Source organism: Stenotrophomonas sp. SMYL11, assembly GCF_036320005.1.
GTDB classification, from domain to species: domain Bacteria; phylum Pseudomonadota; class Gammaproteobacteria; order Xanthomonadales; family Xanthomonadaceae; genus Stenotrophomonas; species Stenotrophomonas maltophilia_A.
On the sequence record NZ_JAWIRS010000010.1, the window covers coordinates 46,743 to 71,326 of the forward strand.

Consider the following 24,584-nt stretch of genomic DNA (forward strand, 5'->3'; position numbering starts at 1 on the left):
TGCAGGGCGCAGCCCTGCATGAAAAACCCCACCCCCTACCAAGGTAGGGCGGCCCGCGCGCCAGCGCCGGACTATCCTCGAACCCATGACTTTGTCTGGGAGGGCTGCGTCATGAACTACGAGGAAACCTACCGTCGCTCGATCGACGAGCCGGAGGCCTTCTGGGGCGAGGAAGCCAAGCGCATCCATTGGCACAAACCGCCGCAGCAGGTGCTCGACTACAGCAACCCGCCGTTCCGGCGCTGGTTCGTTGGCGGTGAAACCAATCTCTGCTACAACGCCGTCGACCGCCACCTGGCCGAGCGCGCCGACCAGCTCGCGCTGGTCGCCATCTCCACCGAAACCAACAGCACCCGCGAAATCACCTATCGCCAGCTGTATCGCGAAGTGAACGACTTCGCCGCCGTGCTCAAGCACCTCGGTGTCGGTCACGGTGACCGCGTGGTGATCTACATGCCGAACATGGCCGAAGCCATGTTCGCGATGCTGGCCTGCGCGCGCATCGGTGCGGTGCACTCGGTGGTGTTCGGTGGCTTCGCCGCGCACAACCTGGCGCTGCGCATCGACGATGCCAAGCCGAAGCTGCTGATCGCCGCCGATGCCGGCATGCGCGGTGGCAAGCTGATTCCGTACAAGCCGATGGTTGATGCAGCCTGCGCCGAAGCCACGTCGCCACCGCCGCACGTGCTGATCGTGTCGCGTGGGCTGGATGCCGCCGAACCACGCGTGCCGGGCCGCGATGTGGACTACGCCGAGCTGCGTGCGCAGATCGGTGAAGTCGACGTGCCGGTGCAGTGGCTGGAAGCGAGCGAGCCGAGCTATCTGCTGTATACCTCCGGCACCACCGGCAAGCCGAAGGGCGTGCAGCGCGATGTGGGGGGCTATGCGGTGGCGATGGCACAGTCGATGGTAACGGTGTTCGACTGCAGGCCGGGCCAGGTGATGTTCTCCACCTCCGACGTCGGCTGGGCGGTCGGCCATTCCTACAACGTGTACGGCCCGCTGATCGGCGGCTGCACCTCGCTGCTCTACGAAGGGCTGCCGACCAACCCGGACCCGGGCATCTGGTGGGCGCTGTGCGAGCAGTACAACGTGCGCACGATGTTCTCGTCGCCCACCGCCATCCGCGTGCTGAAGAAGCACGACGCGGATTTCATCCATCGCCACGACCTGGGCGCGCTGAAGTACCTGTTCCTGGCCGGCGAGCCGCTGGACGAACCGACCGCGCACTGGATCAGCGAAGCGCTCGGCAAGCCGATCATCGACAACTACTGGCAGACCGAAACCGGCTGGCCGGCATTGACCCTGCTGCCGGGCCTGGAGATGAAGCCGGTGCGTTTCGGCTCGCCCGGGTTCCCCAATCTCGGCTACCGGATGAAGGTGATCGACGAGAACACCGGCGAGGAAGTGGCACCGGGGCAGAAGGGCGTGCTGGTGGTGTCGCCGCCGCTGCCGCCGGGCTGCATGAGCACGGTGTGGAACGACGACAGCCGTTTCCTGCAGAGCTACTTCAGCCACTTCAAGGAGCTGCTGTACAGCTCGCTGGACTGGGCGATCCGCGACGACGATGGCTACACCTTCATCCTCGGCCGTACCGACGATGTGATCAACGTGGCCGGGCACCGCCTGGGCACGCGCGAGATCGAGGAGGCCATCTCCAGCCATCCGCGCGTGGCCGAGGCGGCGGTGATCGGGGTCAAGGACGAACTGAAGGGGCAGGTGCCGCTGGTGTTCGTCACTCTCAAGCAGGGGCTAGATGGCGAGGATCCGGCGCCGGTGGTGGCCGAGATGATGGCGACGGTGACGACGTCGCTTGGCGCGGTTGCGCGCCCGGCGCATGTGCACGTGGTCAATGCGTTGCCCAAGACCCGCTCTGGCAAGCTGCTGCGGCGCTCGCTGCAGGCGTTGGCCGAGCAGCGCGACCCGGGTGACCTGTCGACGCTGGACGACCCCGGTGCGCTGGAGGAGATCCGCCGGGCGCTGGGACGCTGACCCGGTAGTGGCGGGCGCGGGGCGGGGGGCCGCGCGGGCGGCGGGGTGGGGGGGCGCGGCGCGGGCGCCCCCCCCAGGCGCCCGGGGGCGCCGGCCGGGGGGCGGGCCCGCTCTCTCGCCCGGGCGCCCCCCCCCCCCCCCCCGCCACTACCCAAGCTTGCCAGGACTTGCGCTAAGCTCGCCCTGTCATCGGCCTGCAACAGAGCCTGCGCTTCGGGGAAGCTGCGCAGGCTTCGACGGTGGCAACCAGGGGGCGTGCCCGGCACGGGCGCGCTGGCATTGCGCATCGAGGATTGGGGGGGAGGCAATGGCTTTGCTGCACGCCAAGACGGCTGCTGGCCGTCAGGAAATCGAAGATCGTGGCCGGCGCCTGCCGGCGGCACTGCGTTCGATCCTGCTGATGGTCGACGGCCATCGCGATGACACTGAACTGCGCGGCCTGCTCGAAGGCCTGCGCGCGCCACCGGACGCACTGGAGCAATTGTCAGCACAGGGCCTGATCGAAGTGGTCGGCGGAAGTGCCGAAGCCGCACCGACGCGCAGTATCAGCGCCGGCCGCGAACAGGACCCGGCGCTGTACCAGCAGCTGTACGACGCGATGAGTGAGGCCGTGCGCCGGCATCTGGGCCTGAAGGGCTACTTCATGCAGTTGAAGATCGAACGCTGCACCGATGCGCTGGCACTGGAACGGCTGTGCCCGGAATTGCTGGCGGCGGTGGGCAAGGCGCGCAGTCCGGCGCTGGCGCAGCGTTGGTGGCAGGAGACCCAGGCGGCCGTGGTCAATGGCGGCGGCGAGGTCGTGCAGGCCTGAGGCACCGCGTAAAGTGATCGGTTCACTTCCCCACAAGGAGTTCCGCGTGCAGGACGACCACGACGACACCGATACCCCCGGCTGGGACGCGATCAATGCGGCGCTGGCGCCGCTGTATGCCGGGCAGGAACCGCGTCACTTCGGCACCGCGCTTCCGTACACGCTCGGTGGCCAGGATCCGCTGGATGGCATCAGCGTGTACTGGGCGGATGCGCCGGTACCACATTGGCATTACATCACCTACGGCTTCTCCGAGCTGTACGCCAAGGAGAGCAGTGATGCCACCGCCAGTGGCTATGGTTTCGAGCTGACCTTCCGCCTCGCTGCCGACGCCGGAGAGAACGCCGGCAGCACGCCGCCGGTGTGGCCGATGAACCTGCTGCAGAACCTGGCGCGCTATGTGTTCGGCAGTGGCAACGGGTTCGAGGATGGCCACCACCTCAATGCCAACGGCCCGATCGCGCTGGAGACCGGCACGCGCTTGTGCCATCTGGCCTTCGTCGCTGATCCGCAGTTGCCCGCACGTGACACCGCCAATGGCCACCTGCAGTTCCTGCAGCTGGTCGGGCTGACCGATGAGGAGATGGAAGCGGTCAAGCGCTGGTCGACGCGCGGCGTGCTGCAGGCGCTGCAACCGGCGATGCCGCTGTGGATCAGCGATCTGCATCGCGGCAACCTGCTGGAGGATCCGGCACTGGCTGCACAGGTGCAGGCCGGGAGCGAGCGCGAGGGCTCCAGCACCGGCATGCTGTTCATCGAGACGCTGGACTGGCGCCAGGAGGCGGGCGTCACCACCCTGGTGCTCGGTGCGGGCCAGGTGGCCAGCGTGTGCGAGCTGCTGCCATTGCGCCTGCGCCACGGCAAATCGCTGGAACTGGTCAGCCGCGAGCGGCAGTGGGAATTCATTCCGGCCGGGCGCGGTGAAGTGGGTGACGTATCCGCCGACAGCGCGCGCTGGGCACTGGACGAGTCGGGACTGCAGGCGCTGGCAGGCGTGCGGGCCGAGCGCGGCATCTACCCGGTGGCGGCGGCGCTGCGCATCGAAGTGGTGCCGACCTACCTGCGCGATGCCAAGGGCGAAGTGATCCGCCAGATCGGCTGAGTGCGGCGATTGCACCGATGGGGGCAGAGCCGCCTGCTGCGCAGACGGCTCTGCCCCATGGTCTGGATCAGGCCAGGCCTTCGGCCTTCAGCGCGGCCTGCACGCCGGCATCGGCATCCATGCGCGCCTTGTAGGCGGCCAGGTTGTCCAGGCCGGACAGGTCGACCTTGGTGCCGGCGGCCCAGCGCAGGGTGATGTAGAAGTACGGATCTGCGAAGCTGCGGAAGCCGGCCAGCCACGGCTTGTCGGCCAGCTGCTTGTCGGCGGTTTCGAACAGGCCGCGCAGGCGCTTGTGCGCGGCGGCGCGGATCGCATCGAACTGGCTCTCGTCGGCAATGAACTTGCCCGGCGCGAACAGCGGCGAGAAGGCCGGATGCACATCGGAATTGACGAAGGCCAGCCAGCGGGTGGCTTCGGCGCGCTGGCGCGGGCTGCCGTCGCCGCCGAGGCCGGCCTGCGGGAAGCTGTCGGCGATATAGCCCATGATCGCGGCGTTCTGCAGCAGCACGAAGTCGCCGTCGACCAGTGCGGGGACGGCACCGGCCGGATTGATCTTGAGGAATTCCGGGCCCTTCAGGGTGTCCTTGTTCAGCAGTTCAACCTCGAACGGCTGGCCGGTCCACTGCAGGGCGATGTGGTCGGCGGTGGAACAGGCACCAGGCTTGCTGTACAGCTTCATGGGAACTCCAGGTGATGCGGGCGGGAAACCCCCACTATCCCAGAGCTTGCCAGCGGGCGGCAACGCTGCCGCCAGCACGGATCGTTACGACTGTCGCGGCTTGAGGTTCTGCACCTTATAGAAGGTGTGATCGCCGATGGTGGCCACCTGGTAGGCATTGCGCCAGTTCGGGCTGGCAATGGACAGCGCGGCGAAGTGGCTGGCGCCGGGCACGATCTCGCGGCGCTCGCCGGCCGGCAGCGCCCAGTTGCGCTCGGCGTCGAAGGCCACGTTCATCGCCTCGCTCCAGGCCGCGTCGTTGCCCAGCTGGGTGCCGGGGGAGACGATGGTCGGCGCGAACTGCTTGCGTGCGGTGACCACCTGGCACATGGAGTCGCCCCACAGGCCACTGTCGAGGCGGCGCAGGGCGACCTCGGCGACGGCCTGCTGGCCACGCAGGGTCTGGTCGCGGGCTTCCAGGTAAACGGTGGTGCTCAAACACAATGAATCAGCGGCCGGCTGCGGCAACAACTGCGACAGCCAGAGAATCCAGGCCAGTTTCATATAACTCCTTGCTCCGTGTGGGCCGCACCCTCCGGTTCCGGCCGCGGGGGCGACAGGAGGCGGGGTACGACTTGGCGTCATGGGGAGGCGGCCATCGGGGCCGCCCCGTGGGCAGCCCCAAAAGAAACGATCAGTACCGATCGAGGGGGCTGCGCCTGCTCACCGGAAACTGGCTGGTGAGCGGAAAGATGGCGCAAGGTAGGGGGGTATAGCCGAACGCATCGTGAACCGCCCGGCTTGACATTCAGGTTCGGCAGGGGTGACGGAAATCACATTCCGCCCCCCATTCAGGGGCTCATCAGAGCGCGGCGGCGACCCGGCTGCCCTGGTCGATGGCCCGCTTGGCGTCCAGTTCGGCGGCTACATCGGCACCCCCGATCAGCTGCGCGTTGATGCCGGCGGCCTGCAGTTCGGCCTGCAATGCACGGTTCGGTTCCTGCCCGGCGCAGATCACCACATGGTCCACTGGCAGCAGTTGTTCGCTGCCTTCCACGCGGATGCGCAGGCCTTCGTCATCGACGCCCAGGTACTCGACGCCACCGAGCATGCGCACGCCCTTGGCCTTCAGTGTGGCGCGGTGGATCCAGCCAGTGGTCTTGCCCAGTCGCGCGCCGGGCTTGCCCGGGCTGCGCTGCAGCAGCCACAGCCGACGCGGTGACGCCTCGACCTCGGGCCGGCCCAGCGAGCCGCGGGCCTCGAAGGTGCTGTCCACGCCCCATTCGGCCATCCAGCGCTGCGGGTCCAGCGAGGGCGACTCGCCGGTATGGCTGAGGAACTCGCCGACATCGAAGCCGATGCCGCCGGCGCCGATGATCGCCGCATTGGTGCCCACTTCAACCCGGCCCAGCAGCACGTCCAGGTAGCTGACCACCTTGGCGTGGTCGGCGCCGGGGAAGTCGACCTTGCGCGGGGTGATGCCGGTGGCCAGCACCACCTCGTCGAAGCCTGCCAGGGTGGCGGCATCGGCGCGGGTGCCGAGACGCAGCTGCACGCCGGTTTCGGCCAGCGTGTGGCGGAAGTAGCGCAGGGTCTCGTGGAACTCTTCCTTGCCGGGGATGCGCTTGGCCACGTTGAACTGGCCGCCGATCTCTTCGTTGGCATCGAACAGGGTGACCTGGTGGCCGCGCTGGGCAGCGACGGTGGCACACGCCAGGCCTGCCGGGCCAGCACCGACCACGGCAACTTTCTTCGGCGTGGCGGTGGGGCGGTAGACCAGTTCGGTTTCGTGCGCGGCGCGCGGATTGACCAGGCAACTGGCCAGCTTGTTCTCGAACACATGGTCCAGGCAGGCCTGGTTGCAGGCGATGCAGGTGTTGATGGCCTCGGGGCGGCCGGCGCGGGCCTTGTTCGTCCACTCCGGGTCGGCCAGCAGCGGGCGTGCCAGCGACACCATGTCGGCGCCGCCACTGGCCAGGATGCGCTCGGCGACGTCGGGCATGTTGATGCGGTTGGTGGCCACCAGCGGCACCTTCACGTGCGGCTTCAGCTTGGCGGTGACGCCGGCGAACGCCGCGCGCGGCACCGAGGTGGCGATGGTGGGAATGCGCGCCTCATGCCAGCCGATGCCGGAATTGATGATCGTCGCGCCGGCGGCCTCGATGGCCTGGGCCTGCTGCACGATCTCTTCCCAGTTGCTGCCGTTGTCCACCAGGTCCACCAGCGACAAGCGGTAGATGATGATGAAATCCGGCCCGCAGGCCTCGCGGATGCGGCGCACGATTTCCACCGCAAAGCGCATGCGCTGGCTGGCATCACCGCCCCAGCGGTCGCTGCGGGTGTTGGTGCGCGGGGCGATGAATTCGTTGATGAGGTAGCCCTCCGAGCCCATCACTTCCACACCGTCGTAGCCAGCCTCGCGGGCCAGCTTCGCGCTGCGTGCGTAGTCGGCGATATGGCGCTCGACGCCGCTGGCCGACAACGCACGCGGGGTGAACGGGTTGATCGGTGCCTTCAGCTTCGACGGCGCCACCGACAAAGGGTGGTAGGCATAGCGGCCGGCATGCAGCAGCTGCAGGCAGATCTTCGCGCCGTGCTGGTGCGCGGCGGCGGTGAGCTGCCGGTGCGGGCGTACTTCCCAGGGCCAGGACAGCTTGCCGCCGAACGGCTTCAGCCAGCCCACCACGTTCGGCGCGAAGCCGCCGGTGACGATCAGGCCGACACCGCCCTCGGCGCGTTCGGCGAAGTAGGCCGCCAGCCGCGGGAAGTCGCGGGCGCGATCCTCCAGGCCGGTGTGCATCGAACCCATCAATACGCGGTTGCGCAGCTGGGTGAAGCCCAGGTCCAGCGGGGCGAACAGGTGGGGGTAGGCGCTTTCGTTGGCTGGCGACATGGTCGATACGCTTGCGTACGGAAGCGCGAAGCGTGCCGCGAAACGGCGGCCGGGGCAAGGGCCGCTTCGCTGGGAGGGGCTGGCCGCTGTCTGACGGTTTGGTAGTGCCGGCCGCTGGCCGGGTACGCTCGGCACATGCGTGCTGTCGCTCCCGCAATTCGCTGTGCGAACCGCGGGCCCCACTTACCGGCCTCCACGCCCCCGCGCCTGCGGCGCTGCCCCCGAACTCCGGGGGGTAGTGGGGGGGGGGGGGGGGGGGGGGGGGGGGGGGGGGGGGGGGGGGGGGGTGGGGGGGGGGGGGGGGGGCGCGGGGCCCGGGCGCCGGCCGCCGGGCGCCTTCTGGTGGGGGGGGCGCCCCCCCCCGCCCCCCCCACTACCGGGGTGCGACCGATCCCGAACCAGCCCAGCGTGACACCACACAGCGGACCGATCAGCAGGGCGAAGGCGAGGGTGCCGAGCCCAACATTGCCGCCCAGCCACCAGCCCAGCAGCAGCACGCTGCCCTCGATCAGGCTGCGCACCTTCCAGATCGGCCAGCCGGTGCGGGCGTGCAGGCCGGTCATCAGGCCGTCGCGCGGGCCAGGGCCAAGCCTGGCGCCGATGTACAGGCCGGTGGCGAGCGCAACCAGCAGCATGCCGGCGCAGAACATCGCCAGTTGCCAGCCAAGGCCGACTGCCGGCGGCAGCAGCCATAGCCCGAACTGCGCGGAGGGGCCGATCAGCATCACGTTGAGCACGGTGCCGATACCCGGTTTCTGCCGCAGCGGCCACCACAGCAGCAACACCAGCGCACCGATCACGTTGGTGGCCAGCCCGAACGACAGCGGCGTCTGCGCGGCGATGCCTTGCGACAGCACGTCCCAGGGCGCCACGCCGATGGCCGCACGGATCATCAGCGATGCGCCGAAGCCGTACAGGAACAGGCCGGTGATCAGTTGCAGCAGGCGCAGAGGCAGGGCGGTGGGCATGGCGGTCTCGGGGGGAGGGGAATCTGTTTCCACCGTAATCCCGATTCAGTCACTTCCATAGATACAGATGCCGACCAATCCGCCGCCACAGTAGCGTCGAGCTTGCTCGACTGTTCCTGTTGGAATACTCGCGCCACGAGCACTCTAAGCTGACGCACCACGCCCCAAGCTGGGGTTTGTGTGTGTGCTTTTGTCCCCCCCCCCCCCCCCCCCCCCCCTCGACTCTACGATCAGACCGCACGACCGGGCATGGGCTCGGCTTTACATCGGCGTTCCAGCCTGGCTCAGTCGCCCCAGCCCACCAGCGCCAGCTTTCCCACCGTGCGTCCGCTGGCCAGGCGCCGATGCGCGATGTCCAGATTTGCCGCATTGATCGGGCCCAGGCTTTCACTGAGGGTGCCGCGCAGCTGGCCGGCATCGATCATGCTGGCCGTGCGGCTGAGGATGCGGTGCTGCTCGATGCAGTCGGCAGTGGCAAAGCGCGAGCGCGCGAACATGAACTCCCAGTGGATGCCGATGCACTTGGCTTTGTAGGGATCGCCGATGCGCAGCGGCCCACGCGGCTCGACGATCAGGCCCACATGTCCCTGCGGCGCCAGCAGCAGGCCCAGCTCGTCCCAGTAGTGATCGGTGTCGGCCAGGTTGAGTGCGACCTGCACCGTGTCGATGCCCAGCGCCTGCAGCTGGGCCTGAAGTGGTTGCCGGTGGTCGATCACGTGCCGGGCACCCATCTGCCGGCACCAGTCGGCCGAGGCCTCGCGCGACGCCGTGGCGATGACCTCGAAACCCGCATGGCGGGCCAGCTGGATTGCCATCGAGCCGACCCCGCCCGCACCTCCGATCACCAGCAGGTGCTGGCCGGCGTGGCGGCGATCGTCCAGCCGCAGCGGCATGCGCTCGAACAGCAGCTCCCAGGCGGTGAGCGTGGTCAGCGGCAGCGCTGCGGCTTCAGCGAAATCCAGCGTGGTTGGCTTGCGCGCGACCAGGCGTTCATCCACCCAGTGGTACTGCGCATTGCAGCCGGGGCGGGTGACATCGCCTGCGTAATAAACCTCGTCACCGGAGGCAAACAGGCTCGCCTCGTCGCCGATCGCCTCGACCACGCCGGCGGCGTCCCAACCCAGCACGCGGGGTGCCTGGAGCGTGGCCGGATCCATGCTGGCACGCTGCTTGCCATCGACGGGGTTGACTGAAACCGCCTCGACCCGGACCAGCAGGTCACGCCCCAGGGGAGGCAGCGGCGGAGGCAGGTGGATATCGCACAGGGCAGGGGCGGATTCACGACTCAGGGCGACGGCTTTCATCACGGCTCCGGCTGGGTTCGTGGCTCCATCATAAGGTTCCTCACGTTTCCGCAGACGCGCTGAACGGTTTGATGCAGCGCGCCGCGCAATATGTCGTTTTCCCCGCCTAAACCCCGTCAAACCCTTGCAGCGTGAGGGTCTTGCGGATTTTCATCATCCTGTATAGGGTTTCAACGTCGGACCGGCGGACGGTCGGGCGCAACACTTCACATGTTACGGGACTGTTAACATGGCCTTCACCCGCCTGAGCATAATGTTCGCGGCGGTGGCGTGCTGAATCGGCTGTCGTACATCGACGCACTTGTGCTGGCCCATGCCTCTACCGGTTTCATACCCCCGAAATAGGAGCTGTACTCAATGAACAAGAAGATCCTTACTGCCGCGCTGCTGGGCGGCCTGGCTTTTGCCCAGGCAGCTTCGGCGCAGGAGTTCGATGACCGCTGGTACCTGACCGGTTCGGCCGGCTTCAACTTCCAGGACAGCGACCGTCTGACCAATGACGCTCCGTTCGTGACCCTGGGCCTGGGCAAGTTCATCAGCCCGAACTGGTCGCTGGACGGTGAGCTGAACTATCAGAACCCGAACTTCGATTCGAACAAGGACCTGAACTGGTCGCAGTACGGCGTCTCGCTGGACCTGCGTCGCCACTTCATCAAGGAAGGCCGCGGCTGGAACCCGTACATCGTCGGTGGCCTGGGCTACCAGAAGTCGGAAGAAGAGTATCCGGCGCTGAATGCCAATGGTCCGCGCCAGCGTAAGGACGGCAACGTTGCCGCCAAGCTGGGCGTCGGCCTGCAGACCACCTTCGAAAAGCGCGTTGCTGTCCGCGCCGAAGTGGCCTACCGCGCTGACTTCGACGACCAGAGCGTTGCCGCTCCGAAGGAAGACTGGTTCGGTGACGTGCTGGCCTCGGTCGGCGTCGTGATCCCGCTGGGCCCGGCTCCGGTCGCGGCTGCTCCGGCTCCGGCTCCGGTTGCCCCGAGCTGCGCCGACCTGGATGACGACGGTGACGGCGTCAACAACTGCGACGACAAGTGCCCGAACTCGCAGCCGGGTCAGACCATCGGTCCGGACGGTTGCCCGGTGCCGGTCTCCATCGACCTGAAGGGCGTCAACTTCGACTTCGACAAGTCGAACTTGCGTCCGGACGCCGTGGCGATCCTGAGCGAAGCCACCGAGATCCTGAAGCGTTACCCGGATCTGCGCGTTGAAGTTGCCGGTCACACCGACTCGAAGGGTACCGACGCTTACAACCAGAAGCTGTCGGAGCGTCGTGCTACCGCCGTGTACAACTACCTGACCAAGAACGGCGTTGACGCCGGTCGCCTGGTCGGCCCGATCGGCTACGGCGAGAGCCGTCCGATTGCTCCGAACACCAACCCGGATGGTTCGGACAACCCGGAAGGTCGCGCCAAGAACCGTCGTACCGAGCTGAACGTCCAGAACTAAGTTCTGACGCTCCGCCAGTAGGACACAGCAGGACCCGGCTTCGGCCGGGTCTTGTTGTTTCTGCGGCCCGGAATCCGCGTGTCCGTCGGTCCGGGAACGACCGTTCGTCGGGTTTTTATTCGTAAAACCAATGAGTTGCCGTATTCATTGAAAGTGGCGCTTGAAAGCTGTCGCGGCATTGCTAAACTCGCCGCGTCACTTCCTTTCCTGGATGCCCTTCATGCTTCGCTCTGCATCGGCCGCCTTCCTGGCGCTGGCCCTGGTTCCCGCCGCCCACGCTGCGGTCGATTGCTCGGTCAACACCAGCGCCTCGCCGCTGCCGTTGCCGGCCACGACCGTCGCGCCGGTGGCCGACGAGCTCTACATCCGTGGCAACCAGCTGGGCATGCCGGCCGGCGTGCTGAGCAGCAACTACGATCCGTCGCAGTCGCTGGACCAGGTGCTGCAGCGCCTGCGCATCGATGGTTGCCAGAACATCGCCAAGGCCATTCCGAGCGCCCCGGCAGTGAAGCCGAACGATCCGGCGGCCTACAAGCCGCAGACCGAATTCGACAACACGCCCTGGCGCTTCGACATGAGCCAGAACGGCAAGCGCATGACCGCCGAAGAGTTCGACGCCTGGATGAAGGCGCGTGGCGTGCGTGTGGTCAAGGCGCGTCCGGCTCCGGCCGCCACTCCGGCCCCGGCCGAAGCACCGGCTGAGACCAAGCCGGTCGACAAGAAGTAAGCGCCGCGGGGAGCAGAGGCTTGCGCACGCGCCGCCCACCTGCCGCCCCCGCCGCCCGCTCCCACGCACCGCGTGGGCGTGCGACTCCCGCTGCCACAGCCGCCGGTGTCCGTCATGGCCTGGCGCGCGTGCTGTCCAAGGCCGGCGTGTGTTCGCGCAGCGAGGCCGCGCGCTGGATCGCCGATGGCCGCGTACGCGTCTCCGGTCGCATCGTGCGGGATCCCGAATTCCCGATTGGGCAGCCGGCGCCGCCGATCGAGGTCGATGGCCAGCCGATGGGCGCGCCGCAGCGCCTGTACCTGATGCTCAACAAGCCGCGCGGGGTGGTGACCACCGCGCAGGATGAGCGTGGCCGCGACACCGTGTACCGCTGCTTCGATGGTGCCGGCCTGCCGTGGATCGCGCCGGTCGGGCGCCTGGACAAGGCCAGTGAAGGCCTGCTGTTGTTCAGCAACGATCCGCAGTGGGCGGCGCGCCTGACCGACCCGCAGACCGGGCCGGACAAGACCTACCACGTGCAGGTCGACCGCCTGCCCGATGACGCCACGCTGGCGGCCCTGCAGGCCGGCGTGGAGGACGAGGGCGAGTTCCTCATCGCCCAGGCCGTGCGCGTGCTGCGCAGCGGCGACAAGACCGCGTGGCTGGAGGTGGTCCTCGACGAGGGCCGCAACCGCCACATCCGCCGCCTGTTGGCGGCCTTCGACCTGCAGGTGCTGCGCCTGGTCCGGGTTGCGATCGGCGGGCTGCAGCTCGGCGATCTCGGCAAGGGCCAGTGGCGGGTGCTGGAGGTCAGCGACCAGCAGCGGCTGGGGGCCGCTGCACCGGGTTGATCATCGCCCGCGGCCGGCGGTTGCCGGCCACCGTTCCAGGCGTAGGGGGCGCCTGGCTGCTGAATTTCCCGAACGGAGCCTGCCCATGTACCACCCGACCCTCAATCAAACCCTGCGCTGCGCAGGCCTGCTGTTGCCGATGGTGCTGTTGACCGCGTGTGGCGGCCACAAGAAGGTGGCCAAGGCGGAAACGCCGGCCGAAACCCCGGTGGTGGAAGTGAAGACCCCGGAGCTGGATGGTCGCGGCAGCTACCGCTTCCTGATGAGCAACGGCGACAAGAAGATGACCGCCGATGAGTTCGACGCCTGGATGAAGGCCAATGGCATCCGCGTTGCCAAGGGCAACGGCCAGGATGCCGCCGCCAAGCCGGTGGTGGTGGCCAGCAAGGACGAGCCGAAGGGCAAGAAGAAAAAGAAGTGATGACGGGCAGGTGCCGACCTCGGTCGGCACGCCCTCACGCCCGGTAGGTGCCGACCTTGGTCGGCACGCTTTGACCGGTGGGGATCAACCCTTGATCACGCCCAGCTCGACACCGATGCGGGTGAACGCATCGATCGCGCGGTCCAGATGCTCGCGGCTGTGCGCAGCGCTGATCTGGGTGCGGATGCGCGCCTGGCCCTTGGGCACCACCGGAAAGAAGAAGCCGATCGCGTAGATGCCTTCTTCGAGCAGGCGCTCGGCGAACTTCTGCGCGAGCGGTGCGTCGTACAGCATCACCGGGCTGATCGGGTGCACGCCCGGCTTCACGTCGAAACCGGCTGCGACCATCTTTTCGCGGAAGTAACGGGTGTTCTCCACCAGGGTGCCACGCAGGTCGTCGGCGGCGGCCAGCATCTCGAATGCCTTGATGCCGGCGGCAACCACGTGCGGCGGCAGCGAGTTGGAGAACAGGTACGGGCGCGAACGCTGGCGCAGCAGCTCGATCACCTCGGCGCTGGCGCAGGTGAAGCCGCCCAGTGCGCCGCCCATGGCCTTGCCCAGGGTGCCGGTGATGATGTCGATCTTTTCCAGCACGCCCTTCACTTCGGCCGAGCCGCGGCCGCTGGCACCGAGGAAGCCGGTAGCGTGGCATTCGTCGATGTGCACCAGCGCGTTGTACTTTTTCGCCAGCGCGGTGATCTCGTCCAGCGGCGCAATGAAGCCGTCCATCGAGAACACGCCGTCGGTGGTGATCAGCTTGGTCTTGCAGCCGGCGGCATCGGCGGCCTGCAGCTGGGCTTCCAGGTCGGCCATGTCGCAGTTGGCATAGCGGAAGCGCTTGGCCTTGCACAGGCGCACGCCGTCAATGATCGAAGCGTGGTTCAGCGCATCGGAAATGATCGCGTCGTTCTCGCCGAGCAGCGGCTCGAACAGGCCGCCGTTGGCATCGAAGCAGGCCGCGTACAGGATGGTGTCCTGCTTGCCGAAGAAGTCGGCGATCTGTTTCTCCAGCTGCTTGTGCAGGTCCTGGGTACCGCAGATGAAGCGCACCGAGGCCATGCCGAAACCGTGGGTATCCAGCGCATCCTTGGCGGCTTGGATCAGGTCCGGATGGTCGGCCAGGCCCAGGTAGTTGTTGGCACAGAAGTTCAGCACCTTGCGGCCGTCCTCGAGGGTGATCTCGGCCGACTGCGGGCTGGTGATGATCCGCTCGGACTTGAACAGGCCCTGGGCGCGGATGGCGTCCAGTTCCTCGGCATAGTGGCGGGTCAGGGCGGAGGAGGCGTCGGTCATGGCGTGGGCACGGCTCTGAACGGGGAAACCGCTGATTCTACCGGGCATCGCCGCTTGCCGACGGCCCGGATGGGGCATCGCCACGGCCGGCACATGTTGCATCGCAATAGCAAACTGGTTAAAAATTCGTGAACCGGAGCTGTCCCGCTCCGGCCGCTACGCCCGCTCCCGCCTTCCACGCCACCGCCCCCACCGGAGACGCCCATGAAGCACGCCCGTGCCTGCCTCGCCATTGCCGCTGCCCTGACCCTGGCCGCCCCGTTCGCCGCCAGCGCCCAGGAGGACGAATCGCCGTACAGCTGGAATGTCACCGCCGTTTCCGATTACCTGTTCCGTGGTGTGTCGCAGACCGATGAGGATCCGACCCTGCAGGCCGGTTTCACCTACACCAGCCCGGTCGGCCTGTATGCCGGCGTGTGGGGTTCGGGCGTGGACTTCGGTGCAGGTGATCCGAAGACCGAGGTCGACTACCTGATCGGCTACGGCGTGGACGTCACCGAGCGCGTCAACTTCGACGTGCTGCTGAACCGCTACACCTACCTGAAGTCCAGCCACCAGAACTACAACGAGCTGATCACCACCACCACGCTGGATGACACCTACAAGCTGACGGTGGCCTACACCAACGATGTATGGAACAGCAGCACCGATGGCTGGTACTTCGGCTTGGGCGGCAGCTGGGGCCTGCCGAAGGACTTCACCCTGAATGCCAATGTCGGCCGCAGCACGTTTGAAGACGGCATCGCCAAGGATTACACCGACTGGAATGTCGGCGTTGAGCGCCAGTTCGGGATGGCCAAGGTCGGCCTGGGCTACTACGGCACCGACGGCAACGGCCGCGACAACTCCGGCAAGCTGGCCCACAGCCGCGTGATGCTGAGCGTCGCGATCGGTAACTGATGCGCCTTCGCTGATGTCCACGAGAAAGGCGCCCAATGGGCGCCTTTTTCAATTCCAGCAGCATGCCTTACCCCGGCTGGGGGAAAGCCCCCTTGTTGTTCAAGGGGGCGCGCCGACGGCGGGGGGATAAGGAAACCTGCGGGGGAATTGACCCGAAGGGTCAATTCCAGCTCAAAACAACCTTGCCGGCCTTGCCTTCTTCCATCAGGTCGAAGCCCTTCTGGAAGTCGTCGATCGGCAGCTGGTGGGTCATCACCTTGCCGAGCGGGAAACCGGACAGCACCAGCTGGGTCATCTTGTACCAGGTCTCGTACATCTTGCGGCCGTAGATGCCCTGCACGGTCAGGCCCTTGAAGATGATCTTGTCCCAGTCGCAGCCGGCGCCCTTGGGCATGATGCCGAGCATGGCGATCTTGCCGCCGTGGTACATGCAGTCGAGCATGTCGTTGAACGCACGCGGGTTGCCGCTCATTTCCAGGCCCACGTCGAAGCCCTCCATGTGCAGCTCCTTCATCACGTCCTTCAGCGACTGGTTGGCCACGTTGACCACGCGGGTGGCACCCATGTCGGCGGCCAGCTTCAGGCGGAAGTCGTTGACGTCGGTCACCACCACGTTGCGCGCACCGATGTGCTTGCAGATGCCGGCGGCGATGATGCCGATCGGGCCGGCACCGGTGATCAGAACGTCTTCACCGATCACGTTGAACTCCAGCGCGCAGTGTGCGGCGTTGCCGTACGGATCGAAGAACGCGGCCAGCTCGGACGGAATCTGGTCCGGGATCGGCCACAGGTTGCTGGCCGGCATCACCATGTACTCGGCGAACGCGCCATTGACGTTGACGCCGATGCCGACGGTGTTCGGGCACAGGTGCGGGCGGCCGCCACGGCAGTTGCGGCAGTGGCCGCAGACGATGTGGCCTTCGGCCGAGACGCGCTGGCCGATTTCATAGCCGGTCACGGCCGAGCCGAGTGCGGCGACGCGACCGACGAATTCGTGGCCGATGGTCAGGCCCGGCTTGATGGTGCGCTGGCTCCACTCGTCCCACAGGTAGATGTGCAGGTCGGTGCCGCAGATCGCGGTCTTCTCGAGCTTGATCAGGACCTCGTTCGGGCCCGGGGTCGGCACCGGAACTTCTTCCAGCCAGATGCCCTTGGCCGCTTCGCGCTTGACCAGGGCCTTCATCGTTTGCTGCGCCATCGGGGTGGAACTCATCAGGGGGAAAGCGCGGATTATAGGGTGCCGCGCGGATTTCCCATGTTGCGCTGCGGGTGCAGTGGCGGAACGAAAGGCGTGTGCCGGCGGGCGTTTCGAACGGCGCCGCCGCGCTCGCCGGGCTTGGCCTGGCCTCCCGCCTCCGTCCGATTGCAGTGGAGACGCTGAACGGTGGAAGCATCTGATTGCATGACTTCCGGGGTTCGGGCCGGGGCAGGGCGGCGGGCTACAATCGAAGGTTCCACTACCAGGGGCCGCTCCATGCGCTCGAACCTGCTTGCATTCTCCATCGTCGCCAGCCTCGGGCTGGTCCAGGTCGCCCATGCCGCCGAAGGCATGTGGGTGCCGCAGCAGCTGCCGGAAATCGCCGGCCCGCTGCAGAAGGCCGGCCTGAAGCTGTCCCCGCAGCAGCTGTCCAACCTGACCGGCGACCCGATGGGCGCGGTCGTCGCCCTCGGCGGCTGCACTGCCAGCTTCGTCTCGCCGCAGGGTCTGGTGGTCACCAACCACCACTGCGCCTACGGCGCCATCCAGCTGAATTCGACCGCGCAGAAGAACCTGATCAAGGACGGCTTCAACGCGCCGACCCTGAAGGACGAACTGAGTGCCGGCCCGAACGCCCGCGTGTTCGTGCTCGACCAGATCACCGACGTCACTGCCCAGGCCAAGGCTGCCATCGCCGCCGCCGGCAAGGATGCGCTGGCCCGCAGCCGCGCGCTGGATGCCTTCGACAAGGCCCAGGTGGCCGCCTGCGAAGCCGACGCCGGCTTCCGCTGCCGCCTGTACTCGTTCTCCGGCGGCAACACCTACCGCCTGTTCCGCAACATGGAAATCAAGGACGTGCGCCTGGTCTACGCGCCCCCGGGCAGCGTCGGCAAGTTCGGCGGCGACGTCGACAACTGGATGTGGCCGCGCCACACCGGCGATTTCTCGTTCTACCGCGCCTATGTCGGCAAGGATGGCAAGCCGGCCGCGTTCTCGGCCGACAACGTGCCGTACCAGCCCAAGCACTTCCTGAAGTTCGCCGACCAGCCGCTGGGCGCCGACGACTTCGTGATGGTGGCCGGCTACCCGGGCCGCACCAACCGCTACGCGCTGGCGGGCGAGTTCAACGAAACCGCCAGCTTCACCTACCCGACCATCGCCGCCCACTACAACGCGGTGCTGAAGATGATCGCCGACGCCGGCAAGGCCGACCCGGACGTGAAGGTGAAGTACGCCGCCACCTCCGCCAGCATGAACAACGTGGCCAAGAACTACCTGGGCCAGCTGGAAGGCTTCAAGCGCATCGACGCCGCTGGCCAGAAGCAGGCTGAAGAAGCCGCCGTGCTGGCCTGGCTGAAGAAGCAGGGCGCTGCCGGCAAGCCGGCCCTGGCCGCCCACGCGCAGCTGCTCAAGCATCTGGATACCAGCAAGTCGACCCGCGAACGCGACCTGTTCGTGGGCCAGTTCAACAACACCTCGGCCGTTGGCGCAGCGATCACCCTGTACCGCCTGTCGATCGAACGCAGCAAGCCGGATGCCGAGCGCGAAGCCGGTTACCAGGAACGCGACCTGACCACCATCGAAGGCGGCCTGAAGCAGATGGACCGTCGCTATGTGGCGAAGATGGACCAGCAGCTGCAGGCCTACTGGCTGGAGCAGTACGTGGCCCTGCCGGCCGCGCAGCGCGACAACGACGTGCTGAACAAGTGGCTGGACGGCAGCGATGCCGCTGCGGTGAAGTCGCTGGTGGGCAAGCTGTCAGGCACCGAGCTGGGCAGCCTGGACGCGCGCCTGAAGTGGTTCAAGGCCGACCGTGCCGCGTTCGAAGCCAGCAGCGATCCGGCCATCCAGTACGCCGTTGCGGCCATGCCGGCGCTGCTGAAGCAGGAAGAGCAGAAGAAGGTCCGCGAAGGCGAATCGCTGACCGCACGTCCGCTGTACCTGCAGGCGGTGGCCGACTACAAGAAGAGCCAGGGCGAGTTCGTCTATCCGGATGCCAACCTGTCGCTGCGCATCACCTTCGGCAACGTCATGGGCTATGGCAAGGACGGTGTGAAGTACACCCCGTTCACCACCCTGGAAGGCGTGGCGGCGAAGGAAACCGGTGAAGATCCGTTCGATTCGCCGAAGGCGTTGCTCGATGCGGTCAAGGCCAAGCGTTACGGCGGCCTGGAAGACAAGCGCCTTGGTTCAGTGCCGGTGAACTTCCTGTCCAACCTGGACATCACCGGTGGCAACTCCGGTTCGCCGGTGCTGGACGCCAACGGCAAGCTGGTTGGCCTGGCCTTCGATGGCAACTGGGAATCGGTCAGCTCCAACTGGGTGTTCGACCCGGTGATGACCCGCATGATCGCCGTCGACAGCCGCTACATGCAGTGGATCATGCAGGAAGTGGCGCCGGCACCGGAGCTGCTGAAGGAACTGAACCTGGCCAAGTAACCCGGTTGCGGTAGTGCCGGCCGCTGGCCGGCAACCTCGACCAGACAGCCGGAGTTTCCGAAACCCCGCGACCCACGTCGCGGGGTTTTTTCATGCCCGGCCCGGCCCGGTGCGCCGAACAGGTATCATCCCTGTTCCGCGTACTTCACAGGATGTGAACGAAACGCGGAAACCTCCTCCCCCCAGGACCCCTTGCACGCATGCGCATCCTGCTTGCCCGCCACGGCGAAACGCCGTGGAACGCCGAAGGCCGCTACCAGGGCCAGATCGACATCCCGCTTTCGCCGATCGGCGAAGCCCAGGCCCAGGCCCTCGGTGCCCGCCTGGCTTCGGTCGACATCACCCGTGCGGTGGCCTCGCCGCTGTCGCGCGCCCAGCGCACCGCACAGCTGGCGCTTGGCGCCGCGCGTGCCGACATGCTGCTGACCGAGCCGGAGCTGCAGGAAATCGCCCACGGTGAGTGGGAAGGCCTGCTCGCCAGCGAGATCAACGAAAAAGACCCGTCGCGCCTGAAGGCCTGGCGTGAAGAACCCGATACCGTGCTGATGCCGGGCGGCGAATCGCTGCGCCTGGTGCTGGAGCGCAGCTGGCGCGGCCTGGCCCGTGCCGCTGAAGGCCTTGGCGAGCACGACACCCTGCTGGTGGTCGCCCACGACGCGGTGAACCGGGTGATCCTGTGCAAGGTGCTGGGCCTGCCGATTTCCCGCCTGTGGACCTTCCGCCAGGCGCCGACCACCCTGAACCTGCTCGAAGGCGCAGACCTGGACAGCCTGGAAGTGGTGCGCCTGAACGATTGCGCCCACCACACGCCGTTCTTCGGCGAAGCCAAGCACCGCGCGCTGTAAACCCTTCCAACGAACCACCTGCTGCTGCTGGAACCCTTGCCGTGACGAACACCCCGACCACCCTGGCCGATTGGCTGGACTACATTGAACGCCAGCATCCGGCGAGCATCGACATGGGCCTGGAACGCGTGCGTGCTGTGGCCACAGCGATGGGTCTTGGCGCGCCGGCCGGGCGCACCATCGTGGTCGGTGGCACCAACGGCAAAGGCTCCACCGTGGCCTTCATCGAGGCCATCGGCCGTGCCGCCGGTTGGAAGGTGGGTGCCTACACCTCGCCGCACCTGCTGCGCTACAACGAGCGCGTGCGCATCGACGGGCAGGACGTGGACGATGCGGCGCTGGTCGCAGCGTTCAATGCCGTCGAAGCGGCACGCGGCGACACCACGCTGACCTATTTCGAATACGGCACGCTCGCTGCTTTGCAGCTGTTCGCCGACGCCGGGCTGGACCTGGCGGTGCTGGAAGTGGGCCTGGGCGGCCGTCTCGATGCGGTCAACATCGTCGACGCCGACGTGGCGGTGATCACCACCGTGGACATCGACCATGCCGAGTGGCTGGGCGAGGACCGCGAAGCGATCGGCGCCGAGAAGGCCGGCATCATCCGCGGCTGGAAGCCGGTGATCCTGGGCGAGACCGATCCGCCGTCCAGCGTGCTGGCGCGTGCCTATCTGGTCGGTGCCAACGCGATCCGCGGCGGCAGCGATTACTTCTACGAGCCGATCGACGCCCAGCGCTGGCGCTGGCGCGACGTCGGCCTGCGCATGGAGCTGCCGACCCCGGCGCTGGCCGGCCCGATCCAGCTGGCCAATGCCGGTGCTGCCATCGCCGCCCTGCGCGCGCTGGACAAGCCGGTGCCGCGCGCGGCGTGGGCCGCGGGTATCGCGGCCGCGCGCATCTCCGGCCGCATGCAGGCATTCGAGCGCGACGGCGTGCAGATTCGCGTGGACGTGGGCCACAACCCACAGGCGGCGGGCCAGCTGGCGCGTGCGCTGAAGGCCGAAGTGTCAGCCGGCCGCACCCTGGCGGTGTACGCCGCGTTGCAGGACAAGGACGCGGCGGGTGTGGTGCAGGCCCTGCAGGACGTGGTGGGCGAGTGGACCCTGGCCGGGCTGGACGGTCCGCGTGGGCAGAGCGCCGCCCAGCTGCAGGCGCGCCTGGCCGGCACGGCGGCGGCCAAGGCGCCGCTGGCCGATAGCGTTGAACAGGCACTGGCGCAGGTGCTGGCCCAGGCCGAGCGGGGGGACCGTGTGCTGGTGTTCGGCTCCTTCCATACCGCCGCTGCGGCCCTGCAGTGGCTGCAGGACCCGGCCTGATCCGCGTTCAGCCAACGCCGACGCCGGCCGGTCCGGCACCCGTATAATCGACGGCAATCTCCGGACAGTTGCCTGCCTCACGTGGATACGCCTCTGAAACAGCGTCTGATTGGTGCCATCGTGCTGGTGGCACTGGCCGTGATTTTCCTGCCGATGCTGGTCAAGGGACCCGCACCCGACAGCGGTGTCGCCAATGTGCCGATCGCCGCACCGGATGCGCCGGCCGATGGCCAGTTCGAAACCCGTGAGCTGCCGCTGGTCGCCCCGGCCGGTGGTGCCACCGGCCTGCAGACCGGGCAGGCCAAGCCGCTGCAGGAGGCTGCCACGCCGGCTACGCCGCCGACCGTGGACACCTCGCCGGCAGTCGCCGCCGGCAACTATGCGGTCACCTTCGGTGCCTACGGCAGCAAGGCCGACGCCGATGCGGTGATCGCCTACCTGAAGCGCTCGCAGCTGCCGGGCTTCGCCGAAACGGCCACCATCAACGGCCGCCAGGCATGGCGCGTGCGCGTTGGACCTTACGCCGACCGTGCCCAGGCAGAAGCGGCCCGCCTGCAGGCGGTGAAGATCCGTGCGGATGTGAAGGCCGAAGTGATCACCCTGGACGCGGCGGCCGGCAGCCGTGCCCCGGTTGCGGCCACCCCGGCACCGGCTGCGCCGAGCGCCAGCACCCCGTCAGCAGCTGTTGCGCCCTCGGCCAGCGGCAACCCGGTCCGCAGCGAAAGCCTGCCGCCGAGCACGCCGGCCGCGACAGCGCCCCCGGCCGCCAAGCCCGAACCGCAGAAGCCGGCGCCGAAGCCCGAACCGAAGCCGGAGGCCACCGCCAGCAAGCCGGCGACGGCGCCGACCACACCGGCAGCACCGGCTGCCAGCGGCGTCGGCTTTGCCGTGCAGCTGGGCGCGTTCGGTCAGGCCAACGATGCCAATGCCCTGCGCGACAAGGTTCGTGCCGCCGGTTTCAGCGCTTTCGTCGAGCAGGTGCGCACGGACAAGGGCACCCTGCATCGCGTCCGCGTCGGGCCGGTGGCCAACCGCGCTGACGCCGAGCAGCTGAAGGCGCAGGTCGCCGCCAAGGTCGGCGTGGCGGGCATGGTCCGACCGCACCCATGACCCACGCGCAGCCCCGTTGCCAGCGCCGCCGAAGGAGCGGGGCGCCATGATCGACGTGGTGCTGCTGATCGTGATCGCCGCCTCGACCCTGCTGGGGATGCTGCGCGGCTTCGTGGGAATCGTCATCGGCACCCTGTCGTGGCTGCTGGCCGCGTGGGCGGCCTTCGCCTTCGGCAATGATGCCGCTCACTGGTGGGCCGCTCCGGCGGCCCCCGGTGGCGAACACTTCGTCGGTGGCTACCTGGGGGTCGGCATCGGCGTGATGATCGCGGTCGCGGTCATCGGCATGGTCATCAAGGCCCTGGTCCATCGCAGCATGCTGACCAGCCTGGACCGCCTGCTGGGCGGGGTGCTGGGCGCGGTGCGAGGCGGCCTGATCGCCGCGGTCCTGCTGTTGCTGGGCAGCTTCACCCCGTTGACCGCCGAACCCTCCTGGCAGCGCTCGGCGGTGCGTCCGTTGCTGAACCCGACGGTGGCCTGGATGAACAGCAAACTGCCGCACTGGGAGGTTCCCGGGGCCGATCTGCTGCCCAAGGCCTTGCCGGCCGACGCGCTGTCCCCATCTGCATTGATGGACTTGGGCAAGAACGCAGGTGCCGGGTTGGGAAAGCCGGGCGCGGCAGGCGATAATGGCATCCTCAACCAGGTAGTGGCAGGCAGCGGATGGCTGCGGCCTGCGAAAGCGGAACAGGGCGATTCCTACGATCCGGCCGAAGTGCGCCCGGACGCTCCTGCACTGCCGGACAGTATCGAGCCGGGCGATCCGGCCAACGTCGACCGCGCGCGCGGCGACCACCGCGGCCAGGTACGGCCACCTTCCTTGTAACTGGGCACAGCCCAGCGGAGACCTCGCACCATGTGTGGCATCGTCGGAATCGTCGGCAACCAGAACGTCGCCGGGCAGTTGTATGACGGCTTGACCGTTCTCCAGCACCGTGGCCAGGATGCGGCGGGCATCGCCACCGCCAGCGGCAGCCGCCTGCGCGTGCAGAAGGCCACCGGCCTGGTCCGCGACGTGTTCGATGCCCGCACCATGTCCACCCTGGAAGGCAGCGTCGGCATCGCCCATGTGCGCTACCCGACCGCCGGTTCGGAAGGCATGGACGAGGCACAGCCGTTCTACGTCAATTCGCCGTACGGCATCGCGCTGGCCCACAACGGCAACCTGATCAACACCGAAGCGCTGCGCCAGCAGGTGTTCGAGCAGGACCGCCGCAACGTCAACACCGATTCGGACAGCGAAGTGCTGCTGAACGTGTTCGCCTATGAACTGGAGCAGCAGCGCCAGCTCAGCCCGGAAGCCGCGATCCGCGCGGTGGCCGGCGTGCACCGCCGATGCAAGGGCGGCTATGCGGTGGTCAGCGTGGTGCTGGGCCTGGGCCTGGTGGCGTTCCGCGATCCGCATGGCATCCGGCCGCTGGTACTGGGCAAGCGCAGCCACGCCGAGGGCGATGAGTACATCGTGGCCTCCGAGTCGGCCGCGCTGGACGTGCTGGGCTTCCAGCGCGTGCGCGACGTGCAGCCGGGCGAAGCGCTGGTGATCACCGCGCGTGGCGAGCTGTTCTCGGAAATCTGCGCCGAGCCGGCCGAGCACACCCCGTGCATCTTCGAATACGTGTACTTCGCGCGCCCGGATTCCATGATCGACAACGTCTCGGTGCACAAGGCGCGCATGCGCATGGGCATCAAGCTGGGCGAGAAGATCCTGCGCCTGCGCCCGGACCACGACATCGACACCATCATCCCGATCCCGGATACCTCGCGCGACGCTGCGCTGGAAATCTCCAACGTGCTGGGGGTGAAGTACCGCGAAGGCTTCATCAAGAACCGCTACATCGGCCGCACCTTCATCATGCCGGGGCAGGGCGAGCGCGTGAAGTCGGTTCGCCGCAAGCTCAACCCGATCCATCTGGAGTTCCGCAACCGCGTGGTGCTGCTGGTGGACGACTCGATCGTGCGCGGCACCACCAGCCAGCAGATCGTGCAGATGGCCCGTGACGCGGGCGCGCGCAAGGTGTACCTGGCCAGCGCCGCGCCGCCGGTGCGTTTCCCGAACATCTACGGCATCGACATGCCGGCGGCCGAAGAGCTGGTCGCGCACAACCGCACCGTGGAAGAGATCGAAGCCCACCTGGGCTGCGACTGGCTGATCTATCAGGACCTGGAAGACATGGAAGCGGCGGTGAGCGAGGGCAACCCGGCGCTGCGCAACTTCGATTCGTCCTGCTTCAACGGCCACTACCCGACGGGTATCGAGCCGGGGTACTTCGAGCGCATCCAGCAGCTGCGTTCGGACGACGCCAAGCACAAGCGCCGCGCCTGAGGTCCAGG

The 24,584-nt window shown here is 67.5% G+C and carries 20 protein-coding genes and 1 pseudogene; 14 read left to right on the forward strand and 7 right to left on the reverse strand.

Annotation, left to right across the window (positions count from 1 at the left end; all coding sequences use genetic code 11):
* The first annotated feature begins 111 nt into the window (after nucleotides 1–111).
* From prpE to V3B46_RS14365, 3 genes are all read left to right on the forward strand, one after another.
* Nucleotides 112–1,992: a propionate--CoA ligase gene (gene prpE, locus V3B46_RS14355; RefSeq protein ID WP_329892213.1), complete on the forward strand. Its 1,881-nt coding sequence runs from the start codon at nucleotides 112–114 to the stop codon at nucleotides 1,990–1,992.
* A 307-nt stretch (nucleotides 1,993–2,299) separates the two neighbouring features.
* Nucleotides 2,300–2,803: a hypothetical protein gene (locus V3B46_RS14360; protein WP_329892214.1), complete on the forward strand. Its 504-nt coding sequence runs from the start codon at nucleotides 2,300–2,302 to the stop codon at nucleotides 2,801–2,803.
* A gap of 46 nt (nucleotides 2,804–2,849) precedes the next feature.
* Nucleotides 2,850–3,905: a suppressor of fused domain protein gene (locus V3B46_RS14365; protein WP_329892215.1), complete on the forward strand. Its 1,056-nt coding sequence runs from the start codon at nucleotides 2,850–2,852 to the stop codon at nucleotides 3,903–3,905.
* Between the two features lie 67 nt (nucleotides 3,906–3,972).
* On the opposite strand, the gene V3B46_RS14370 is transcribed toward V3B46_RS14365, so the two are convergent.
* The 5 genes and pseudogenes from V3B46_RS14370 to V3B46_RS14390 form a co-directional block, all read right to left on the reverse strand.
* Nucleotides 3,973–4,584: a glutathione S-transferase N-terminal domain-containing protein gene (locus tag V3B46_RS14370; protein ID WP_049434020.1), complete on the reverse strand. Its 612-nt coding sequence runs from the start codon at nucleotides 4,582–4,584 to the stop codon at nucleotides 3,973–3,975.
* Between the two features lie 84 nt (nucleotides 4,585–4,668).
* The gene (locus V3B46_RS14375; RefSeq protein WP_004154513.1) at nucleotides 4,669–5,127 is read right to left on the reverse strand and encodes a cell wall hydrolase; all 459 of its coding nucleotides are present in this window, start codon (nucleotides 5,125–5,127) and stop codon (nucleotides 4,669–4,671) included.
* A gap of 298 nt (nucleotides 5,128–5,425) precedes the next feature.
* Nucleotides 5,426–7,456, reverse strand: a complete 2,031-nt coding sequence (locus V3B46_RS14380) for an NADPH-dependent 2,4-dienoyl-CoA reductase (protein WP_329892216.1) — start codon at nucleotides 7,454–7,456, stop codon at nucleotides 5,426–5,428.
* A gap of 359 nt (nucleotides 7,457–7,815) precedes the next feature.
* Nucleotides 7,816–8,424, reverse strand: a pseudogene (yczE, locus tag V3B46_RS14385) (membrane protein YczE); the annotation flags it as partial.
* 284 nt (nucleotides 8,425–8,708) lie between these two features.
* Nucleotides 8,709–9,728 carry a zinc-binding alcohol dehydrogenase family protein gene (locus V3B46_RS14390; RefSeq protein ID WP_329892217.1) on the reverse strand — a complete coding sequence of 340 codons (1,020 nt, stop codon included), beginning with the start codon at nucleotides 9,726–9,728 and terminating at the stop codon, nucleotides 8,709–8,711.
* A gap of 357 nt (nucleotides 9,729–10,085) precedes the next feature.
* Here V3B46_RS14390 and V3B46_RS14395 point away from each other — a divergent pair, with 357 nt between their 5' ends.
* From V3B46_RS14395 to V3B46_RS14410, 4 genes are all read left to right on the forward strand, one after another.
* Entirely contained in the window at nucleotides 10,086–11,177 is a 1,092-nt protein-coding gene (locus V3B46_RS14395) for an OmpA family protein (protein ID WP_010483958.1), read from the forward strand.
* 220 nt (nucleotides 11,178–11,397) lie between these two features.
* A complete protein-coding gene (locus V3B46_RS14400) occupies nucleotides 11,398–11,904 on the forward strand; it encodes a hypothetical protein (RefSeq protein ID WP_154262454.1) in 507 nt (168 codons plus the stop codon).
* 20 nt (nucleotides 11,905–11,924) lie between these two features.
* Nucleotides 11,925–12,734 (forward strand): pseudouridine synthase, encoded by an 810-nt coding sequence (locus V3B46_RS14405; RefSeq protein WP_329892218.1) that lies wholly within the window; start codon nucleotides 11,925–11,927, stop codon nucleotides 12,732–12,734.
* A gap of 85 nt (nucleotides 12,735–12,819) precedes the next feature.
* Nucleotides 12,820–13,155, forward strand: coding sequence for a hypothetical protein (locus V3B46_RS14410; protein ID WP_005412356.1), 336 nt, complete (start codon nucleotides 12,820–12,822; stop codon nucleotides 13,153–13,155).
* 84 nt (nucleotides 13,156–13,239) lie between these two features.
* On the opposite strand, the gene kbl is transcribed toward V3B46_RS14410, so the two are convergent.
* Nucleotides 13,240–14,448, reverse strand: a complete 1,209-nt coding sequence (kbl, locus tag V3B46_RS14415) for a glycine C-acetyltransferase (protein WP_262229084.1) — start codon at nucleotides 14,446–14,448, stop codon at nucleotides 13,240–13,242.
* Between the two features lie 204 nt (nucleotides 14,449–14,652).
* On the opposite strand from kbl, the gene V3B46_RS14420 reads away from it, so the two are divergent.
* Entirely contained in the window at nucleotides 14,653–15,348 is a 696-nt protein-coding gene (locus V3B46_RS14420) for a TorF family putative porin (protein ID WP_154262459.1), read from the forward strand.
* A gap of 160 nt (nucleotides 15,349–15,508) precedes the next feature.
* Here V3B46_RS14420 and tdh read toward each other — a convergent pair whose 3' ends face one another.
* The gene (gene tdh / locus V3B46_RS14425) at nucleotides 15,509–16,531 is read right to left on the reverse strand and encodes an L-threonine 3-dehydrogenase (protein WP_010483949.1); all 1,023 of its coding nucleotides are present in this window, start codon (nucleotides 16,529–16,531) and stop codon (nucleotides 15,509–15,511) included.
* Between the two features lie 291 nt (nucleotides 16,532–16,822).
* On the opposite strand from tdh, the gene V3B46_RS14430 reads away from it, so the two are divergent.
* The 6 genes from V3B46_RS14430 (at nucleotide 16,823) to purF (ending at nucleotide 24,576) form a co-directional block, all read left to right on the forward strand.
* Nucleotides 16,823–18,985 carry a S46 family peptidase gene (locus V3B46_RS14430; protein WP_329892219.1) on the forward strand — a complete coding sequence of 721 codons (2,163 nt, stop codon included), beginning with the start codon at nucleotides 16,823–16,825 and terminating at the stop codon, nucleotides 18,983–18,985.
* 200 nt (nucleotides 18,986–19,185) lie between these two features.
* The gene (locus V3B46_RS14435; RefSeq protein ID WP_329892220.1) at nucleotides 19,186–19,830 is read left to right on the forward strand and encodes a histidine phosphatase family protein; all 645 of its coding nucleotides are present in this window, start codon (nucleotides 19,186–19,188) and stop codon (nucleotides 19,828–19,830) included.
* A 41-nt stretch (nucleotides 19,831–19,871) separates the two neighbouring features.
* Entirely contained in the window at nucleotides 19,872–21,143 is a 1,272-nt protein-coding gene (folC, locus tag V3B46_RS14440; protein WP_329892221.1) for a bifunctional tetrahydrofolate synthase/dihydrofolate synthase, read from the forward strand.
* A gap of 81 nt (nucleotides 21,144–21,224) precedes the next feature.
* Nucleotides 21,225–22,253: an SPOR domain-containing protein gene (locus V3B46_RS14445; RefSeq protein WP_329892222.1), complete on the forward strand. Its 1,029-nt coding sequence runs from the start codon at nucleotides 21,225–21,227 to the stop codon at nucleotides 22,251–22,253.
* A 46-nt stretch (nucleotides 22,254–22,299) separates the two neighbouring features.
* Nucleotides 22,300–23,079, forward strand: a complete 780-nt coding sequence (locus V3B46_RS14450) for a CvpA family protein (RefSeq protein ID WP_329892223.1) — start codon at nucleotides 22,300–22,302, stop codon at nucleotides 23,077–23,079.
* A 30-nt stretch (nucleotides 23,080–23,109) separates the two neighbouring features.
* Nucleotides 23,110–24,576, forward strand: a complete 1,467-nt coding sequence (purF, locus tag V3B46_RS14455; RefSeq protein WP_154262466.1) for an amidophosphoribosyltransferase — start codon at nucleotides 23,110–23,112, stop codon at nucleotides 24,574–24,576.
* Nucleotides 24,577–24,584 lie beyond the last annotated feature (8 nt).

Excerpts from the sequence above, each read along its gene's own strand:
- V3B46_RS14370 (WP_049434020.1), bottom strand. The coding sequence starts at position 4,584 with ATGAAGCTGTACAGCAAGCCTGGTGCCTGTTCCACCGCCGACCACATC.
- V3B46_RS14430 (WP_329892219.1), top strand. The coding sequence starts at position 16,823 with ATGCGCTCGAACCTGCTTGCATTCTCCATCGTCGCCAGCCTCGGGCTG.
- purF (WP_154262466.1), top strand. The coding sequence starts at position 23,110 with ATGTGTGGCATCGTCGGAATCGTCGGCAACCAGAACGTCGCCGGGCAG.
- V3B46_RS14410 (WP_005412356.1), top strand. The coding sequence starts at position 12,820 with ATGTACCACCCGACCCTCAATCAAACCCTGCGCTGCGCAGGCCTGCTG.
- tdh (WP_010483949.1), bottom strand. The coding sequence starts at position 16,531 with ATGAAGGCCCTGGTCAAGCGCGAAGCGGCCAAGGGCATCTGGCTGGAA.
- kbl (WP_262229084.1), bottom strand. The coding sequence starts at position 14,448 with ATGACCGACGCCTCCTCCGCCCTGACCCGCCACTATGCCGAGGAACTG.
- V3B46_RS14360 (WP_329892214.1), top strand. The coding sequence starts at position 2,300 with ATGGCTTTGCTGCACGCCAAGACGGCTGCTGGCCGTCAGGAAATCGAA.
- V3B46_RS14380 (WP_329892216.1), bottom strand. The coding sequence starts at position 7,456 with ATGTCGCCAGCCAACGAAAGCGCCTACCCCCACCTGTTCGCCCCGCTG.
- V3B46_RS14400 (WP_154262454.1), top strand. The coding sequence starts at position 11,398 with ATGCTTCGCTCTGCATCGGCCGCCTTCCTGGCGCTGGCCCTGGTTCCC.
- prpE (WP_329892213.1), top strand. The coding sequence starts at position 112 with ATGAACTACGAGGAAACCTACCGTCGCTCGATCGACGAGCCGGAGGCC.
- V3B46_RS14390 (WP_329892217.1), bottom strand. The coding sequence starts at position 9,728 with ATGAAAGCCGTCGCCCTGAGTCGTGAATCCGCCCCTGCCCTGTGCGAT.
- V3B46_RS14395 (WP_010483958.1), top strand. The coding sequence starts at position 10,086 with ATGAACAAGAAGATCCTTACTGCCGCGCTGCTGGGCGGCCTGGCTTTT.
- V3B46_RS14435 (WP_329892220.1), top strand. The coding sequence starts at position 19,186 with ATGCGCATCCTGCTTGCCCGCCACGGCGAAACGCCGTGGAACGCCGAA.
- V3B46_RS14375 (WP_004154513.1), bottom strand. The coding sequence starts at position 5,127 with ATGAAACTGGCCTGGATTCTCTGGCTGTCGCAGTTGTTGCCGCAGCCG.
- V3B46_RS14420 (WP_154262459.1), top strand. The coding sequence starts at position 14,653 with ATGAAGCACGCCCGTGCCTGCCTCGCCATTGCCGCTGCCCTGACCCTG.
- V3B46_RS14450 (WP_329892223.1), top strand. The coding sequence starts at position 22,300 with ATGATCGACGTGGTGCTGCTGATCGTGATCGCCGCCTCGACCCTGCTG.